The organism is Bradyrhizobium ottawaense, assembly GCF_900099825.1.
In the GTDB taxonomy this organism is placed as follows: domain Bacteria; phylum Pseudomonadota; class Alphaproteobacteria; order Rhizobiales; family Xanthobacteraceae; genus Bradyrhizobium; species Bradyrhizobium ottawaense_A.
On record NZ_LT629693.1, the window covers coordinates 7,736,153 to 7,752,331 of the forward strand.

Sequence of the window (16,179 nt, forward strand, 5' to 3'; positions counted from 1 at the left end):
CGTCCCCTGCCTCTGCGCGCCGGCCGCCAAAATCTACCAAAAATAAGCGCTCGCGGCTATGCTAGAACGGTCCTCGCTGGGCCGAGAGCCCTTGCCACGCCGGACTGTGCGTAATTTGCGCTCCACGCGGAGCGCGCCATGGAACACGTGATTGGCGTCCTATTCGGTTATCTGGTGTTGTGCTTCGTCGATTTGGTGCCGATGGCGAGCGTCTCCGCTCCCCGGGTGCCGTGTTTTTTGAAATCGGCTAAAATTCCTTCGTCAGACAAATCGAGCTTTTTGGAATTCTTCCAATCACGGCGCGATGTCTTGACGAGCCGTTTCACCACATGCTTGGCGTCGGTCTCGACAGCCAGTTCTCGTCTTGCATCGAAACTCCCCGGTGTGAGGTTGATCGATCCTACAATCGCGCGCCTCTCATCTGCGAGCAGCATCTTGCCGTGCAGCTTGAGATCCTTGAGTTTATGAACCTTCGCGCCTACGTCGTGCATGATACGAAGACCGCCGACCGCTTCAACCAGTTTGTTCTTCTTCAGCTTGTGCGCGGGGCGCGCCATGATTCGGACGCGAACGCCACGATTCAGGGCTTGAACCAGCCGCTCGACAATTACCGTGTCCTGATAGCGTTCGTTCTGAATCCAGAGGCTTTTCTTGGCCCCATCGATAAAAGCCGCAATACGCTCGCGGCCGTCGTTAGGACACCAGATGAGGCGTGATTTGGGATCGGGTTTGAACGGCTTTCGCGACCAGTCAGCGTTGAAGCACGCTATCATCTCGGCAACTTCGCGCTTGCTCGTCGTTACGACGGCATAATCACGGGTTTCCGTGAGGTCTCGCGTCTCCCAATTGAGGGATTCTACAAAGCCCAATGTATCGTCGATCACCATCGACTTCTGATGCGTCAGCGCAAAAGCTTCGCTGCTGTTCCGGACTTTGACGCCAGCCTTGAGCAGCAGTCTGCGAGACTTTTCGTTTTCGCTTTTCCCGTCGCGTCGAGCTGGGTTCAGCATGACACGGACGTTGACGCCGCGGCGTTTCGCAGCGATCACGGCGCTCAGCAGGGTCGGATCGGTGAACAGAAACATTCGAATGTTGAGTGAATGCAGAGCCGCATCGATAACCAAGTATTGATTTGGCGGTGTCATCCGGGAGGACGATTAACCTATGCGCCATGGCTTGAAGCTCCTCAAATGATGTAATGCGGCTGGCCGATCCGTGCCTATGCTGCGCTGGTCAGTCTTGCGACGGCTGGTTCATACTGGACACGGTGCAACTCGGCGTAGACGCCCCCGCGTGCAATTAGTTCGTCATTTGAGCCCTCTTCTGCCACGACGCCGTCCTTCAGGACGATGATCTTGTCGGCGTCGACGATGGTGCTGAGGCGATGCGCAATCATGATGACCGTACGGCCCTCCATCAGACGTTCCAAACCCTCAATGACCAGACGCTCGGATTCTGTATCGAGCGCTGCCGTGGGCTCGTCGAGGATCATGATTGGACTGTTCCGAATGACTGCACGCGCTATGCCGATGCGCTGTCGCTGGCCGCCCGAAAGGGTGTCGCCGCGCTCGCCGACAGCGGAGTCGTAGCCGTGCGGCATGCGACTGATGAACTCGTCCGCGTTGGCAATTTTCGCGGCAGCGATGACCTCCTCGTCCGTAGCTCCGGGGCGTCCATAAGCAATGTTTTCGCGAATGGTTCCGCGAAATAGCACCGTTTCCTGCAGCACGAAACCGACCTGGGAACGCAGCGACGCGAGCTTGTAGGTGGATATGTCTTTACCGTCGATCAGCACTCGTCCGCTGGTGGGATTGTAAAATCGGGGAACGAGGCTCAACACCGTCGACTTGCCGGAACCCGTTGGGCCGACAATGCCCACGACTTGGCCGGGCTCGATACTGAACGAAACGTTGCGCAATACCGGGATATCGTCACCGTAGCCGAAGGCGACATGGTCGAAGGTGATGGCGCCCTTGAGGCGGCCGGGGTCTGTGGCATCGGCGCGCTCCTGGATGATGTCATCGGCGGACAAGATGGTTTGGATACGTTCCAGGGCCACCGTCGTCTGTGCGATTGCGCTCGTCATGCTTGCAAGGTCTTTGACCGGTTTGAAAAACTTCGACAAGTACGCCAGATACACAGTCAGCGCTCCGGCTGTCATCGTTCCCGCAACGATCAGGGAAGTGCCCTTCCAGAGCACAATCCCTGTACAGATCGCCACCACAATATTGACCATCGGTGACAGCAGCGATTTCACCTGTCGCGCCTTGAGTACGGCTTCAACGGTCGCATGGCTCGCGGCCTCCAAATGGGCGACTTCGAGATCCTGCCTTCCAAATGCCTTGACTGCCCGAACAGAACCGAGTCCCTCCTGGACAACCGCGACGATGTCACTCTGTCGCGCACGGACGGTCCGCGTGACTTCCTTCACCGCTTTCTTGAAATGAAAAAGAAACACCACCAGGAAGGGGGTGAAACCGACGGCGATCAGGGTGAAATCCCAATCGAGCCAGAACATCAGCCCGACCATGAAGACGATGGTGATCAGGTCAACGACGATGTCGAGTGTAGATGACGACGCAAAGCTTTGAATCGTAGCAACGTCGCTGGTGATAGTGGACATCAGCGCGCCCGTCTTGACGTTGTCGTAGTAGCGCAGCGAAAGGCGGTGCAAGTGCTCGTAAATGCGAATACGCAAGTCGTTTGCTACCCATTGCCCGACGCTGGTGGTGTAGTAATTGTCGATATAGGTGGCGATCGCTCCGAAGACGGCAATAAACAGGGTCGCGACTCCTGCGAACAGGGCAACACCGAGTGTATGACGTCCAAAACCGTAGTCGTGCGCCCACGCGAGCCAGTCCGGAAGCTTGTGGTGTCCGAGGGCGTCGTCGAGCACAAGCTTGAGTGGCCACGGTGCCGCGAGGCTCATGGCGATCTCGACCAGCATTGCGATGAAAACAATGATAAGCCAGCCACGGTATGGCCGGAGGAGGTCAAGAACCAGGCGGCTCAACCGCCCGCTCTTCGCCGGCTGAGCGTGGGCTGCCTCGGCCACCGAAACGGCGGTCCCGGCGATGGATTTCGGAGGCGGCATTGCTGATCACCTGGTTATGGCGGCCTTCTGGTTCAGCCAAAATTCCATGGTGTTACGTCGCCCGCTATGCAAAATCGGCCGGTCGCGGAGGCCAAATTATTCGAATGAGCGAAATCAAATTCCGATCTGATGGGACTCCGAGCCTCCATTTCGATATCGTGGGTGTCGTCGTCCTGTGGTCGGATTTTGCATAGACGACGCCATGCCTCGATAGACATGATTGGCGAAACCGGTCTCGTCGTGGCCGTTGAGCCAAAACACGAATGAGGATCCAGGAGATGCCCATCTCGATTTCAATGATTGTTCTGAGCTCGCAACTGGTTATGCCGGTCGCCGACGGTGTGCCGAAGTTCGATATCGCGCGGAGCTGCAAGCTGGACATGGCTGCCACCGCCGGCCTCGCTGTCGATCAGTCCGGGGAGACCTGCATCAGAGACGAACGGAAAGCAAAGCAACAGCTCTCGGGTCAATGGTCGAAATTCCCGGCAGCAAGCCGGGCAAGCTGTACCTCGCAAGAGAGTATCGGCGGCACGCCGAGCTACGTCAGTCTGCAGACCTGCCTCCAAATGGGGCAGTGGGCTCGGTAGCTGCTCCGGTCCGGATTTTTCACTCAGGCGATCGGGGCTGGCTGCCTCCAGGTAATGCGCTTTACGAAGAACGTCACTGCGTCAGGCGTAATGATCGAACTCGCTCAGTGCGATTCGCACCTCTCGGGCAAAATCAACAAGCGATACTGTGAAGGCGCCGAGGGCAACCATGAATAGGATGGCCACCCCGCGCTCATGTTGAATCTGGAGCAGCGCGCTTGCGAATGCGATGACGACAAGTAGGGTCCCCGAAATACTGCCGATCACGGCCCAGAAGATTGCACGGTTCAGCATCTCTGCGCGCCGCATCAAACGTGGGAGATCGGCCTTTAGCCGGCTTCTAACGGTGTCGTCGTCGGGGATCCCGTTGAGGACAATCGTCCTGTCAACGATGCGATTCAGACGGGAAATCAGGACTGCAATGAAGGCCGCCAGTGCGCCGAGAAGGAACGCGGGCGCAGCCGCCTGCGAAATGACATGCGATAGCTGACTGACTGACTGACTGACGGCGTATCGGGAAACATTGGGTCCAGCCTAGGTCACCCGCTGCAGCGGCGGCTGCTTCCACTTGCCATCCGTTGCGGCTTCTTTCGACCAGTAGAGGCGCATGATCATGGAGAATGGTCCCTTTGCGGCCGGTATGGGGGCGCCAAATTTGGTCCATTGGACGCCGATGGCATTTTCTCGGAATTGCAGCGGGCGACTATGCAAAAACCAACCATTTTGCAGATTCGGACCCGATTTCGCTGTAACGGCAGCCCAAAACAACCAGTATCGGCGGCTCTGATTTTCCGTAAAATGCCTTGCTACCATCGATTGAATTGCACAAAGCAGGACAGGGGTATTGCCCGAGCCGTCCCACGAAGATCAATTGCTTCTCGCCACCTTGCCGCCGTCAAAGGGGCAGATTCGGTTGGCGCTCGGGGTCGTCGCGGTCCTTCTGCTCGCACTCGTTCTGACGATACCGTTTACGAACGTTCAGCTGGCACGTGCGGACGCTTTCATTCCAGCCTTACAGACAGGAATTGTATTCACCGACCTCGTTACCTCAGCGCTGCTATTTTCTCAATTTTCCATCACGCGCTCGCGGGCCATTTTGGTACTCGCGAATGGATTTCTCTTCACCGCCCTAGTTGTCATTTCACACGTGCTTACCTTTCCGGGCGCCTTCGCGCCAACCGGACTTCTGGGCGCTGGATTGCAAACCGCCGCATGGCTCTATGTTTTTTGGCATGCTGGACCACCATTGGTCGTGATCAGTTACGTTTTGCTCAAGGATACGGAGAAAAGCACAGCCAAGTCCGAAAGCTCTCCGGCTGCTTCGATCGGCTGGAGCGTGGGGCTGGTGATCTCGGTCGCGTGGGCACTGACCTGGGTTGCCATCGAGGCGGACAGGTTCTTGCCACCAATGATGCTCAACAACATTGAGACGAACCGAATTGTCACTTTAACCACTGGCGGATCGGTTGCTTTGTTGAACGCCACCGCACTTGCGCTGCTGTGGTTCCGGCGACGCTCCGTGCTTGATCTGTGGCTCTTGGTTATGTGTTGCGCGTGGCTGGCCGAAACGGTGGTAACCGCCAACGTCGCAGGCCGCTTCACTTTCGGATTTTATGCCAGCCGGCTTTATGCTTTCGTCGCCGTGTTTTCGGTTCTGCTCGTGCTGCTGTCCGAAACGATGACGCTCTATTCGAACCTCGTCTATTCGGCGTTGAAGCGGCGCAGTAACAGCGAGGGACGACAGATCGCCATGGACGCGATGGCGGCCTCCATCGCTCACGAGGTCAGTCAGCCAATTGGTGCGATGAGCTTTAACGGCGAAGCAGCGTTGATGCTTCTCGCGCAAACGCCGCCAAATCTTGAAGAAGCGCGCGCTGCCCTTGAAGCCATTGTCAGTGATGGAATCCGCGCGGCCACGGTGATTGCAAGTCTTCGGGCGATGTTCAAGAGAAACACCCCACAAAGGGTTAGTTTCGATGTCAACGATCTTCTTCAGGAGGTACTTAAGCTGGTCGATTCCGACCTTTGGTCTCACAAAGTCACAGTCTCGCTCGAACTGCGCGGGCCTCTGCCACAACTGCGGGCCGATCGAGTTCAGTTGCAGCAAGTTCTTCTGAATTTGTTTACGAACGCGATCGAGGCAATGCAACCCGTTACCGATCGGGCCCGACTGCTACGGATCAAGTCCGATTTCATTCAAGACCATTCTGGAGTGTTGATTACCATTGAAGATACCGGCACTGGAATAGATTTTAAAGACAAAGATCGGATCTTCGAACCGTTCGTTTCGACGAAGCTAAGGGGCACGGGAATTGGGTTAGCGATCTGCAAATCGATCGTAGAAGCCCATGGCGGGCATCTTCGCGCATCAGCCAACCATCCCCACGGCGCGGTCTTTCACGTCGCATTGCCGGAAAGTGAGTAGTGGGGTAGCGAAGTCACGCATGCCGTGTGAAGGCGACTTGAAAAACCAGATCATTCAAGGCGGACTTACCCAAGCGGGCTGCCTCAGATCGAATTCTTCGCTGCCAGGGGATCAATACGCGAAGAAGGTGAATTATCTCGCGGATCGGTGTCCGATTTTGCATAGGCAAACAGTCGCGCCGGTTCGTATAGCTACTCCCGCGCGTCCGCCAGAGTTGTGCGAGGCTCGCAGGGAGCGATCGATCATGCGCAGCTACCGATTTATCAGGGTTGTAAGCCTTGCCGCGCTGATACTTCTGGGCCCGGCGTTTGCCTCGGCTCAGCAGCCCCCTCCGGGGGTCCAGGCCGGCATGCTGACCTGCAACCTCGCGCCGAGCATCGGCCTGATTGTCGCCGAGAGCCAGCGGATGAGTTGTCGGTATGCACCCAACGGGCCTTATCCGCCCGAGAACTATAATGGTGTGCTGAACACGGTCGGGCTCGAACTCGGCATCACCGCAGGTGGAGCTATGGCGTGGGGCGTGTTTGCTCCAACTCAGGGGACGCCGATCGGAGCGTTGACCGGCGAGTACGTGGGCGCCAGCGGCGACATCGCAGTCGGGGTCGGAGTCGGCGCCAACGTCCTGTTCGGCGGCTCAAACCGAACGATTGCGCTGCAACCCTTGTCGGTCGAGGGGCAGGCGGGCTTGAACGTGTCCCTGGGAGTGTCGGGTCTGACACTAGCTTTCGCGCCCTGACGCCGATGGCAAGCCCCACGATCACACGGTGGCCCCGGTGGCTGAGGCTGACGATCGTGGGGGCTGTGACCGCGGGGGTCATAACCGGCGGTTGGCTTTCCTATCGTTACTTCGCCAAGCCAATCGTTTTGACGGTGGCGGCCGGCTCGGTTGATGGCGAGGCACTGTCGCTGATTTCGGCGGTCGCTGCGCGCCTGACGGCCTCGAACGCGCATGTTCGATTGAAAGTGGTGGATAGCAATACCTCAGCCAAGGCATCGGAACTGCTGGCTGCGCACAAGGCCGATCTCGCTGTCGTTCGTGGCGATACCGGCGGTCTGGCGGATGCAAGGAGCGTGCTCCTGCTGACCCACGGCGTGGTTCTGCTCATGGCGCCTTCGACCTTGAGCGGCGATAGTCTTGGCGATCTTCGCGATACGACGATTGGCGTCATCGGAGGGGCGATTAACCGGCCTGTGGTGGATGCACTGAAGCAGGTTTATCCGTTTGATCGCGCCAAGGTCATTTTCCAGGATATTGCCGTAGCCGACGGTGCCACCGCGCTTTCGTCCGGCCGGGTTCACGCCCTTCTGGCGGTTGTCCCGCTGACCGAGAAGTACCTGGCCAAAGTCAGACAGTTCTTCCAGCAGGACCGGACCAGGGGATCGGTTCCGAAACTGATCGAAATCGAGTCAGCCGGAGCCGTCGCCAACATCGCGCAGTATTACGAGAGTTACGACATCCCAAAGGGGACCTTGCGAGGCGCGCCACCTGTTCCATCCGACGATCTGACGTCGCTTCGCGTTTCGTATTTTCTTGTTGCCAACAAGTCGGTGGGTAACAGCGCCATCACCGACCTGACGCAGTCCCTGGTCGACGTTCGAAGGGACCTGTTGTCCCAATATCCGATATTGGCGCAAGCGGCCGAGCCGAGCACCGACGCCGATGCGCTGATTCCCATCCATCCGGGAGCTGCGACGTACTACAACGGAAACCAGCAGAGCTTTCTCGATAAGTATGACGACAAGCTCTATTACGGGTCGTTGCTGCTGGGATCACTTCTCTCCGTCATTGTTGCTGCCTGGCGCTTCGCGGGTTCGGGAGCCGCGCCCCGTAGCATGCTCGAACCGCTCTATGAGTTCGGCAATGAGATCAAGGGTGCCAAGAGCGAGGCCGAGCTGGAAGAAATCGAAAAACGTATCGACGATATCCTGAAGTCCGAACTTGCCAGGAACGCGAACGGAGAGGGGGCTGACAGCCCCGATATGGCCGCGCTAGGTCTGACAGCCCACAGGCTTCAATACCTGATGAGCCATCGCCGGCTCTCGCTTCACAAGTCGTCATAGGATCGGGAATTGTCGCCGCGCGTTGTGGTCGCGACGTCCACGGAATTTCGCCTAGGTTCGCATACTGGTAGCGCCGCGCGTTACCGAGGCGGAATTGAGTGGATCGGAGCCTCGGCCTTGCTCGCATTCCTTCAGCATGAACCTGGCCACGGGGTCGGTGGGAAAGTCATCGAGAATAGCGCGATAGGCGCGCTCCGCCGCCGCAAAATCGCCGGCCTCCATTCGTTGTGAGGCGCGCGATGTCATCACGCCAAGCTGCTCGTCCCGATCGCGGACCCTCAGGTCTGGGTCGTCGCTGGCGCGAAGCGCGAGCAATTCATAGATCATGAATTCGGTCTTGCGGCCCTTCACCTGAACCCGCTTGAGCGGCCGCGCGACTATATCGGCCTGCACCTGGTCGAAAATGCTGTCGCTGATGCAGATGGTGGTGCCAAACAGCTTGTTGATGCCTTCAAGGCGGGCGGCAACGTTCACGCCGTCCCCCAAGGCCGTGTAGCTCAGCCGGGTCGAAGAGCCGACATTGCCGACCAGAACGGTGGCGCAATTGAGCCCGATCCTAATGTGGATTCGCGGTCGTCCCTCCGCCTCCCAGGCATCGTTGACGCGCCCCATGCGGCGCGCCGCACGCAACGCCGCGGCGCAGGCGCGTAGAATGTGGTCTGGGCGTTCGACCGGCGCATTCCAGAACGCCATGATGCCATCGCCGATGAATTTATCGACGGTGCCACCCTCCTGCGAGATCGCGGACGAGACCTCCTCGAGATAGGTCGATATCTGGACCAGAAGGTCGTCAGGCGCGAGCGTTTCGGAGTGGCTGGAAAAATTCTCCAGATCGGAAAAGAACACGGTGAGGAATCGCGGCTCGACGCCCAGGGTCAATGGAATGCCCGACTTGATGAGCTGGCGGACCACGTCGAGCGGAACGAAGGAGGAGAACGATTTCAGCGAGCTTCGCAGCAGCGAAGCCGCCGATTCCAGCTTCGCAATCTCCTGGATATTCGATGGTGGACGCGCCGGCGTATCAAAATTGAGGCTTTCGATCGCCTGCAATTGCCGGGACACGTTTTCGACCGGCCGCGACAGCCGGCGAGAGGCGAAAAAGATGAAGAACAGCTCGATCACGGTGAGACCAATAATCACGATCATCATCAGCCGATTGGTCTTCTTCAACGTTCCGACGAAATCGTCGATCGGCGTCAACGTGATCACCTGCCAGGGTTGACCGAAGCCGCCCGGGAAATTGGCGAAAGCTGCGATAAAATCCCCCCCGTTCGTTGGCGATTGAAAGACAAAGTTGTTGGCCCCCGTACGAGCGTGCTGGCGGTGAGCCTCGCGCACCTCGGGATCGTCGATATCAGCCAGGGTTGCGATCTTGAGAGCTCCGTTCTCGATGCGAACGCCTTTCTGCTTGTCCGGGAAGGCGATGATCTTGCCGTTGTTGCGGTCGGCGATGAGGGTGGTGCTGTGCGCGCTGGCCCGGTGTTTCTCGAGAAAGCGCGACAGGACATTTACGGTAATGTTGGCCGTTGCGCAGCCGACGAAGTCGACACCATGGAATATTGGAATACGCAAAAAGAGAATCGGGAAACCGGTGTCGGGGTTGATGGAGGGTTCGGTCACCGCGAGCGTCCGCGTCGTTTTGGCGGCCTGGCAGCCGGGCAAAGCGCGGATATCGACGTCGGTGGGAACGTCATAGGCGCCGACCTGATGGGGCCATATATCGAAGAATTTGCGATGGCGAATCCTTGAGAACGAAAACGTGATTGCATCGATGTAGCTGGCGTGCCAGTTCGCTGCGGCTGGAATCCGGGGATCCGCGAGCCGGCGATCCTCGTCAATTCGCGTCACGACCCGATGATAGCCATCCTCGAAGCTGACGTAGATGGCGTCGATATGCGCGGCCGAGGTGAGCCCGCGGTACAGCAGGTCATTGCTCTGCTCGGTGCGGAAATAGCCGGGATCGGCGCCTGCTACTTCGGCGAGAAAGCGCAGCGGGCTTTCCGTGTTCTCGACCAAATTCTCGGTGCGGTCGATGCCGGCCTGGCTGGTCTGCGCGACCGCATCGTTCAGGATCGATACCATGCCGGCCGAATTCTTGTTGTAATTGTAGATCAAGATGAAAATGAGAACGGGAATGCTGAGGCCGATGAACAGCAACGCCATGATCAGGCTTAGTCTTGGCCGCCCCATCGTGGCGGGCCACGGAAGCGTGCCCAATCGGGCCATGGCGGCCTTCAGGCTGCGGCGGCTCCGGTACGCGACCAGCGCCGCAATCGCCAGCCCGATCGGCACCAGCAGGAGCGGAACGAACCAGCGCCGCAGGCTGCCGTCATTTCCATCCCAGATCAGTGCCGCGGGTAGCGTATCGTCGGCCAGCAGCCCGAGTTGTCGATAGCTCGCGGCGATGCCTTGCCAGCGCGCGGGATCCTGCTCGCCGATCCGGCCGGCGTCGCGTCCGACCAATATCGCGGTATGCTCCGCCTCAAACAGCAGGGCCTCACGGCTCTTTTTCGCCGAATAGCTCCGCAGGATCAAATCGACCGTCGCCTCCTTATGCGCGAGGGCATAGGCCCAGCCTTTCACGCTGGCGGCCCTGAACGCGGCCACCCGGTCCGGGTGGGCTTTCACCTCCGCCTCGGCAGCGCACAAATTGTCGCCGTAGAAATCGATGCCGGATGCGGCGGGCGCGAAGGTGCGGTAGGCCGCGCCCAGTTGATCAAGGACGAACGGCTCGTTGGTGCTGTAAGCGACCATTGCGTCGGCGCGGCCGGCCAGGAGATCGCGCGGGTCGCCCCCGTGAGCGACGCGCGGCAGGGCGTTATAGTCGCCCCCTTCGCGCGCAAGCATCGCCGCGATCTCGTCGCTGCCTGGCGTGTCCATCAGCGTACGGCCGCGCAGTTCCGACACGTTGCTGATATCAGCTCGGCGCGCGACCAGGATGACGGCGGGGGAGCGCTGGAAGATGGCGGCCAACACGACCAGCCGGCGGCCCATCGACCATTCGCGCAGGACGCTGGCGTTGCAGACGCCGAAATCGGCCTTGCCGCTGGCAACCGCTTCGGCGACATCGATGCCGGGACCGCCTTCGCGGATGACGACGTCGAGGCCCGCGTCGCGGTAAAAACCTTGTTCGAGCGCCTGGTAGTAGCCCGCGAACTGAAACTGATGATTCCATTTCAGCTGCATCGATATCTGATCCAGCGCGGCGGCAGGATGCGATGCCAGCAGGAGCAGGCAAACGGCGATGACCGGCCGTTTCGATCTATCCAACTGCAGTGCAAATGCAGCAAGCAGCCAAGCGGCCGTTGCAGTGCCAAATGGCTTGATGAACTCATGCGGTCGCATGTGACCCCGCCGGGCGCATTTTCGTGAAGGGCGAGGCCGCGCCGCGCGGTTTCCCTTCCGAAATTGGCTCCGCGGAAGGCTACGCACCCTCCGATCAGGCGACTATGCAAATTCGGACAATCGGGCGCACCCACCGCAGTAGTTGCGGAAGTCAAATCGTGCGCCAGCCGTACGGTCAATCGTTGGAAGAGCGCAAGGAAAACACCGCATCCTTCATTTGAATCAATGCCGGCGGCGGTTGCCTCCCAGCAACCTTGTCAGTCCTCTCGCCTTGACGAACGAGCTGCGCCAACCATATTTCACCGTCGGTGTGGTAGGGATCGCCTTCGCCGTTACGCCCGTTCAGGGTCGGACCGATGCCCCTCATTTGAAAAATGCCTTTGACCAGCTGCGCCTGGTTTAATCCGTCAATCAGCTGGTTACGCGCTTGGTCGATGTTGGGCGCGATTTTATGCGTCACTTGGCCCGTGTCGCGGCTCAGGGTGACCCCGCTGTCGAAACTGGCCGATCCTAGCCACACGGGAGATGCATCGGCCCCGCTCGACAGGACCAGCCATAGCCGGACGTGCTGCCTGCGGTCGGCGCTTACGCCGTGCGGCTTTTCGAAGGCCAGATCTTCACGCCGTCCCTCGAAGAAGAGCGGACTGACCGGGGCGGCCTTGTAAGGCCGATCGAGCACGACGCTGCCAATGATTTCCAGGCTCGTCCGCAACGTAATTGGGTCCGCGGGATACCACGCGGCCACTTGAAAGGCAGAGACGACGTCTTCACGGGTCCCAATAAGGCCCACGTTAATCGGACCTCCCGGAATTCCCTGCGCGTTCGCAGTCAGGAACGTCCGCTTCGCGAGTCCGGGGTCATGCTCAATACGCGACCAGGTGGCTGGCAAAATCAGGTAGCTAACGACGAAATAACAAACGATCACCGTCGGAAGCGCCGCAATGTACCGATTGCGAAATTTCAGACCGATATTCACGGGTCTAACCCCCGCATCAGAGCGAGCTCATCACTATCGGCAGCTGACGCCGATCGCTGCTCGGGACGATGTCCTTACTTGGTCACCATCCGGCGCGTTGGCGTCACGGTGCTGGTCGGTGCCATCGGCGAGATCGAGAACGTCAGCCAGGTATTCCATCCCGACGGCCGGTTGGCGGCATCGAATTCGCCATATCCTTTCAGATTCAGATATCCCTGCATATCGCCGATCGGGAATAGGTATCCGATCTGGGGACCGACACCGATGACACGTGACCTGAAACCACCGAGAATAGGGTGTTGACCAAAATCGTCTGTGACCTGTTGATACGCATATCCGACGAGGCCGACGAAAACCTGTTTCGAGAGGAACTGCGAAGCACCCCAGTCGACGTGAAAGTCGATCCCGTTCTGGTATTGCGTGTCTTGATTCTTGAAATTGTAGGTAAATCCAGCGACCGCCGAGAACTCGTGCCCTGTCGCAGGATTGAAATAGGTGTAGCCGCCGCCGCCATCAATGGCGGCATGGCCGATGCCGAGATTGGCGAGGCGAGTGGGATCGTAGGCGCCGACGGGAATGTCTCCCGTCACGTAAGTCATGAAATTGTGTACGCCCGCGTTCCACTTCAGCGTCGCCTGCGGATACAGGTCGCCAACGGAAGTGATGGAGTCACCGATGCTTCCCATGCGGGTTGCGGCAAACGGTCCAAACCCCGTCGTGAGCGTCCCATTGATGGAGGCAGCCGATCGGCCGAATATGCCGGTTATGCCGATGGCGAATTGGCCACCCAGCACCGGCGTTGCGAACGTGTAGGTCGGGTTGAGGAACAGGAGATCGGCCTGCGCATTCAAATTTGCATTCAAGTTGACATTAACTGTCGGCGAGAACCTGCCGATCTGAATTTCTCTCGCCGCGGCTACGGCGCCAAACGCCGATACCGAGGTATGATAGTAAACCTCGGCCATGGACCAGCCCGGCACCTCCGGGGTTGCCGCGAGGCTGCTGAACCGGCCGGGAAGCCAGTACGAAACGCCGCCTTCGTCCGCACAGGCCGCCCCGGGAAGCGAAGCAAATACCGCCATGGCGAGGCCGGCGGAGTATGCGAGCCAATGCGCAGCGCCTCGTTTGGAGATATTGCCCGTCATCTGCATGTCTCCCTCAATGTCGCAATGCTCAGAGTCGCGATTGAACGTCGGAATTGCAGCAATGACTATGCAAAATCGGCCATGTCACAAACGACGGGCCGTTGCTGTTGCTCTAATGTCACGCTTAAGTTGTAGTCGTCAGGAAGGCCGAGATCTGAAAGGCAGCGTGACGGACCCTTACATGCAAAATTCGACTCGGTCTTCGCGATCGGCGGTACGGTTCACGGGTGCTGTGCCATTCGATGCGCGGTGCAATGTTTGAGAGGGGCTTTCACCGAATACCTTACGGTACTCGACCGAAAAGCGTCCCAATTCCAGGAAGCCGAAGCCGGTGGCAATCTCTGTCACAGTCGTGAGATGGCTATCAGTGGCGATCAACGCGCACCTTGCCTGTTGCAAGCGCAGCATTCGAAGATGCCGGCAGGGCGGTAAGCCATGGACCCTGTGAAATGCCTTGCGAAGGGTCCTCTCGCTGATCGAAAGGGCGGCACACAGGGCCGAAATCTGGATCGGATCGTCGACTTCGGCGAGCGCCAGAATTTCAGCCTGTTCGACGATGTCCCGGGACGGATTGTCTCGGGCTGCACGGGCTGATTCCGTCTCAGTTGTGGCTGTCAGATGAACTTTCATCGTGGTACCTGCACTGCGCAAGAACACGGCAGAACGTTCTGCCCGGCACCAAGACATCACAGCGCGGTATCCGGGCCTATTGTCCTTGAGGGCAACGTCAGGTGGTGGCGGGGCGCCAGGAAATTTTTCGCGTCTCAATTCGGCGGAGGACCGACGGGAAGCGGAGAAAAAGCCGGTCCGTCTGTGTTCGCGTCCGGAGGCGGTGCGGCGTTGTCGCCGGCCTGATACCACGGGTTTGCGAGACATTCGTCGAACGTGCCGGAAGCCGTGGCCTGGCATTGCTGATAGCTGGCAAAACTGCAGTTGCTCCAGCCGGGATAATCGTCGCCCTGAAGGCAGAACGGGTATCGGGTCGAAACCTGTGCATGTGCGCTCGCCGTGCATTGGATCGCGGCAACAACAAGCAGCGTCGCGGTCCATTTCGGCTTCACGCCTCGTTTCCGAGTACTGCAATGTGTCATGGCGGCAGCATCACTTTCGCGGTTCATCGAGACCGGACGCTAGGACGCCGACAGCGCACCGCCTATGCAAAATCGGGCAACAACTTTGGGAAGACGATTGTCTGGATATTCATCTCACCTGAAATCGCCCACTGGCGGTTTCTGCATAGCCGCTGCGGATCACGTCCGCTTATTTGCGGTTCGTTCGAAGCGTTCACGCAATCCCGTATTCGAAAGAATGGACAGAGCATGAGGAATCGATTTCTTGCAGCTGGTTTGATCGCGTCGCTTTTGATGAGCGGATCTCTGACCAACGCGGATGCGCTACCGCTACTGGGCCATCCTCCGGCGCTTCACGATGCTGTTTCGCCGGGAGCAGAACCTGTCGCTGTCCGGCGGGGTGCTGTGGTCGCCCGCGGGCCGCGGGGAGGCGTGGTCGCCGCCGGCCGGACCACCGTCGTTCGTCATGGCGTACACCCGGTGCATCCAATCGCTCGCCCGGGCGTTCGTCCCGTGCATCCAATTGCCCGCCCTGGCGTTCGTCCCTGGGTGCGTCCGGCGCGGTATTACTGGCTCCCAGGAGGCGCCATCGCGGCTGGTGCAGCGATTGGCTTCGTCGCCGCGGCATCCGTCGGGGCGTATGCCGGCGTAGCTCCAGGCCCGAATTATTGCTGGTACTACACCGACGCCAGCCGCACCAAGGGCTTCTGGGACGTATGTCCTTGAGCTGACGGCGGCTTGCGGTCGTCGCGAAGACGCGCCTTGCCTCGCGGCGATTCGAAGTTGCGATCTCGTCGAAAACTCCGATCAGGGGTTTTCGACGCCCCTTGCTGCCGACGGTGCAAGCAATCCCGTCTTCTCGGCGATAGAGACGGCCTCCGCAAAAGAATGCACCTGCAGCTTTTCCATCACCATATGCCGGTGCGCCTTGATGGTTCGCTCGGATGTACCAAGCTGAAAGGCAATCTGCTTGTTCATCTTGCCCCGAACCATAAGCGCAAAGACTTCGCTTTCCCGAGGTGTCAGGGTCGCTATCAAGGATCTGAGTGAATTGATCTGATCCTGCTGCTGCTTCGTCGCCTCAAATCCGGCGAGGGCGCGGCGGATCGCATCGAGCAGCGTTTCCTTGGATACGGGTTTCAGCAGAAAGTCTTCGGCGCCGGCCTTGATCGCGCGCACGCTGGTGGGGACGTCACCACGGCCGGTCATGAAGACGATCGGCCAGCCGTGCGACAGTTTCGCGAGTTCTTCCTGAAGCTGTAGCCCATCAAACGATGGCATGTTCACATCGAGCAGAATGCAACCGGGCTTGGCAGTCTCAATGCCGCGCAAAAACGAGATTGCGGACTCATAGTCGGCAATCTCGAAGCCGGAGACCTTCAACACACGCGAAATGGCCGCCCGGAAAGAGGCGTCGTCGTCGACAATGTGTATGACAGGCGCGCCGGTCATTCTCTCGTTCGGAATCGCCCTGGT

Annotated in this window: 14 protein-coding genes; 5 read left to right on the forward strand and 9 right to left on the reverse strand. The window is 59.1% G+C overall.

Annotation, left to right across the window (positions count from 1 at the left end; all coding sequences use genetic code 11):
• Positions 1-167 precede the first annotated feature (167 nt).
• Both BLR13_RS36615 and BLR13_RS36620 read right to left on the reverse strand, forming a co-directional pair.
• Complete coding sequence (locus BLR13_RS36615) at positions 168-1,085, reverse strand: phospholipase D-like domain-containing protein (protein WP_197679505.1); 918 nt, start codon at positions 1,083-1,085, stop codon at positions 168-170.
• A gap of 134 nt (positions 1,086-1,219) precedes the next feature.
• Positions 1,220-3,094 carry an ABC transporter ATP-binding protein gene (locus BLR13_RS36620; RefSeq protein ID WP_171945026.1) on the reverse strand — a complete coding sequence of 625 codons (1,875 nt, stop codon included), beginning with the start codon at positions 3,092-3,094 and terminating at the stop codon, positions 1,220-1,222.
• 278 nt (positions 3,095-3,372) lie between these two features.
• On the opposite strand from BLR13_RS36620, the gene BLR13_RS36625 reads away from it, so the two are divergent.
• Positions 3,373-3,681, forward strand: coding sequence for a hypothetical protein (locus tag BLR13_RS36625; protein ID WP_171945025.1), 309 nt, complete (start codon positions 3,373-3,375; stop codon positions 3,679-3,681).
• An 81-nt stretch (positions 3,682-3,762) separates the two neighbouring features.
• Here BLR13_RS36625 and BLR13_RS36630 read toward each other — a convergent pair whose 3' ends face one another.
• Positions 3,763-4,155, reverse strand: coding sequence for a DUF2721 domain-containing protein (locus tag BLR13_RS36630; protein WP_074830011.1), 393 nt, complete (start codon positions 4,153-4,155; stop codon positions 3,763-3,765).
• 370 nt (positions 4,156-4,525) lie between these two features.
• Between BLR13_RS36630 and BLR13_RS36635 the strand changes: the two genes are divergently transcribed.
• From BLR13_RS36635 to BLR13_RS36645, 3 genes are all read left to right on the forward strand, one after another.
• Positions 4,526-6,106, forward strand: a complete 1,581-nt coding sequence (locus tag BLR13_RS36635) for an MASE4 domain-containing protein (protein ID WP_079587261.1) — start codon at positions 4,526-4,528, stop codon at positions 6,104-6,106.
• A gap of 244 nt (positions 6,107-6,350) precedes the next feature.
• Positions 6,351-6,842 carry a DUF992 domain-containing protein gene (locus BLR13_RS36640; protein ID WP_074830008.1) on the forward strand — a complete coding sequence of 164 codons (492 nt, stop codon included), beginning with the start codon at positions 6,351-6,353 and terminating at the stop codon, positions 6,840-6,842.
• A gap of 56 nt (positions 6,843-6,898) precedes the next feature.
• Entirely contained in the window at positions 6,899-8,167 is a 1,269-nt protein-coding gene (locus tag BLR13_RS36645) for a TAXI family TRAP transporter solute-binding subunit (RefSeq protein WP_157793759.1), read from the forward strand.
• Positions 8,168-8,218: 51 nt separating this feature from the next.
• On the opposite strand, the gene BLR13_RS36650 is transcribed toward BLR13_RS36645, so the two are convergent.
• From BLR13_RS36650 to BLR13_RS36670, 5 genes are all read right to left on the reverse strand, one after another.
• On the reverse strand, positions 8,219-11,353 hold the full coding sequence (locus BLR13_RS36650) for an ABC transporter substrate-binding protein (RefSeq protein ID WP_171945024.1): 3,135 nt from the start codon (positions 11,351-11,353) through the stop codon (positions 8,219-8,221).
• Between the two features lie 334 nt (positions 11,354-11,687).
• Positions 11,688-12,488, reverse strand: coding sequence for an LssY C-terminal domain-containing protein (locus BLR13_RS36655; protein ID WP_074830001.1), 801 nt, complete (start codon positions 12,486-12,488; stop codon positions 11,688-11,690).
• A 74-nt stretch (positions 12,489-12,562) separates the two neighbouring features.
• The gene (locus BLR13_RS36660) at positions 12,563-13,570 is read right to left on the reverse strand and encodes a SphA family protein (RefSeq protein ID WP_244525310.1); all 1,008 of its coding nucleotides are present in this window, start codon (positions 13,568-13,570) and stop codon (positions 12,563-12,565) included.
• A 240-nt stretch (positions 13,571-13,810) separates the two neighbouring features.
• Positions 13,811-14,263 carry a helix-turn-helix domain-containing protein gene (locus BLR13_RS40835; protein WP_157793760.1) on the reverse strand — a complete coding sequence of 151 codons (453 nt, stop codon included), beginning with the start codon at positions 14,261-14,263 and terminating at the stop codon, positions 13,811-13,813.
• 134 nt (positions 14,264-14,397) lie between these two features.
• On the reverse strand, positions 14,398-14,751 hold the full coding sequence (locus BLR13_RS36670) for a DUF3551 domain-containing protein (RefSeq protein ID WP_349532608.1): 354 nt from the start codon (positions 14,749-14,751) through the stop codon (positions 14,398-14,400).
• Between the two features lie 271 nt (positions 14,752-15,022).
• Here BLR13_RS36670 and BLR13_RS36675 point away from each other — a divergent pair, with 271 nt between their 5' ends.
• Complete coding sequence (locus BLR13_RS36675; RefSeq protein ID WP_154070933.1) at positions 15,023-15,355, forward strand: hypothetical protein; 333 nt, start codon at positions 15,023-15,025, stop codon at positions 15,353-15,355.
• Between the two features lie 155 nt (positions 15,356-15,510).
• Here the strand turns inward: BLR13_RS36675 and BLR13_RS36680 are convergent, their stop codons facing one another.
• Positions 15,511-16,155 carry a response regulator transcription factor gene (locus BLR13_RS36680; protein ID WP_074829988.1) on the reverse strand — a complete coding sequence of 215 codons (645 nt, stop codon included), beginning with the start codon at positions 16,153-16,155 and terminating at the stop codon, positions 15,511-15,513.
• Positions 16,156-16,179 lie beyond the last annotated feature (24 nt).

Bases quoted from the DNA above. Each gene is read 5' to 3' on its own strand.
- BLR13_RS36615 (WP_197679505.1), bottom strand. From the start codon at position 1,085: ATGTTTCTGTTCACCGATCCGACCCTGCTGAGCGCCGTGATCGCTGCG.
- BLR13_RS36620 (WP_171945026.1), bottom strand. From the start codon at position 3,094: ATGCCGCCTCCGAAATCCATCGCCGGGACCGCCGTTTCGGTGGCCGAG.
- BLR13_RS36625 (WP_171945025.1), top strand. From the start codon at position 3,373: ATGCCCATCTCGATTTCAATGATTGTTCTGAGCTCGCAACTGGTTATG.
- BLR13_RS36640 (WP_074830008.1), top strand. From the start codon at position 6,351: ATGCGCAGCTACCGATTTATCAGGGTTGTAAGCCTTGCCGCGCTGATA.
- BLR13_RS36650 (WP_171945024.1), bottom strand. From the start codon at position 11,353: ATGCAGCTGAAATGGAATCATCAGTTTCAGTTCGCGGGCTACTACCAG.
- BLR13_RS36660 (WP_244525310.1), bottom strand. From the start codon at position 13,570: ATGGCGGTATTTGCTTCGCTTCCCGGGGCGGCCTGTGCGGACGAAGGC.
- BLR13_RS40835 (WP_157793760.1), bottom strand. From the start codon at position 14,263: ATGAAAGTTCATCTGACAGCCACAACTGAGACGGAATCAGCCCGTGCA.
- BLR13_RS36670 (WP_349532608.1), bottom strand. From the start codon at position 14,751: ATGAACCGCGAAAGTGATGCTGCCGCCATGACACATTGCAGTACTCGG.
- BLR13_RS36675 (WP_154070933.1), top strand. From the start codon at position 15,023: ATGCGCTACCGCTACTGGGCCATCCTCCGGCGCTTCACGATGCTGTTT.
- BLR13_RS36680 (WP_074829988.1), bottom strand. From the start codon at position 16,155: ATGACCGGCGCGCCTGTCATACACATTGTCGACGACGACGCCTCTTTC.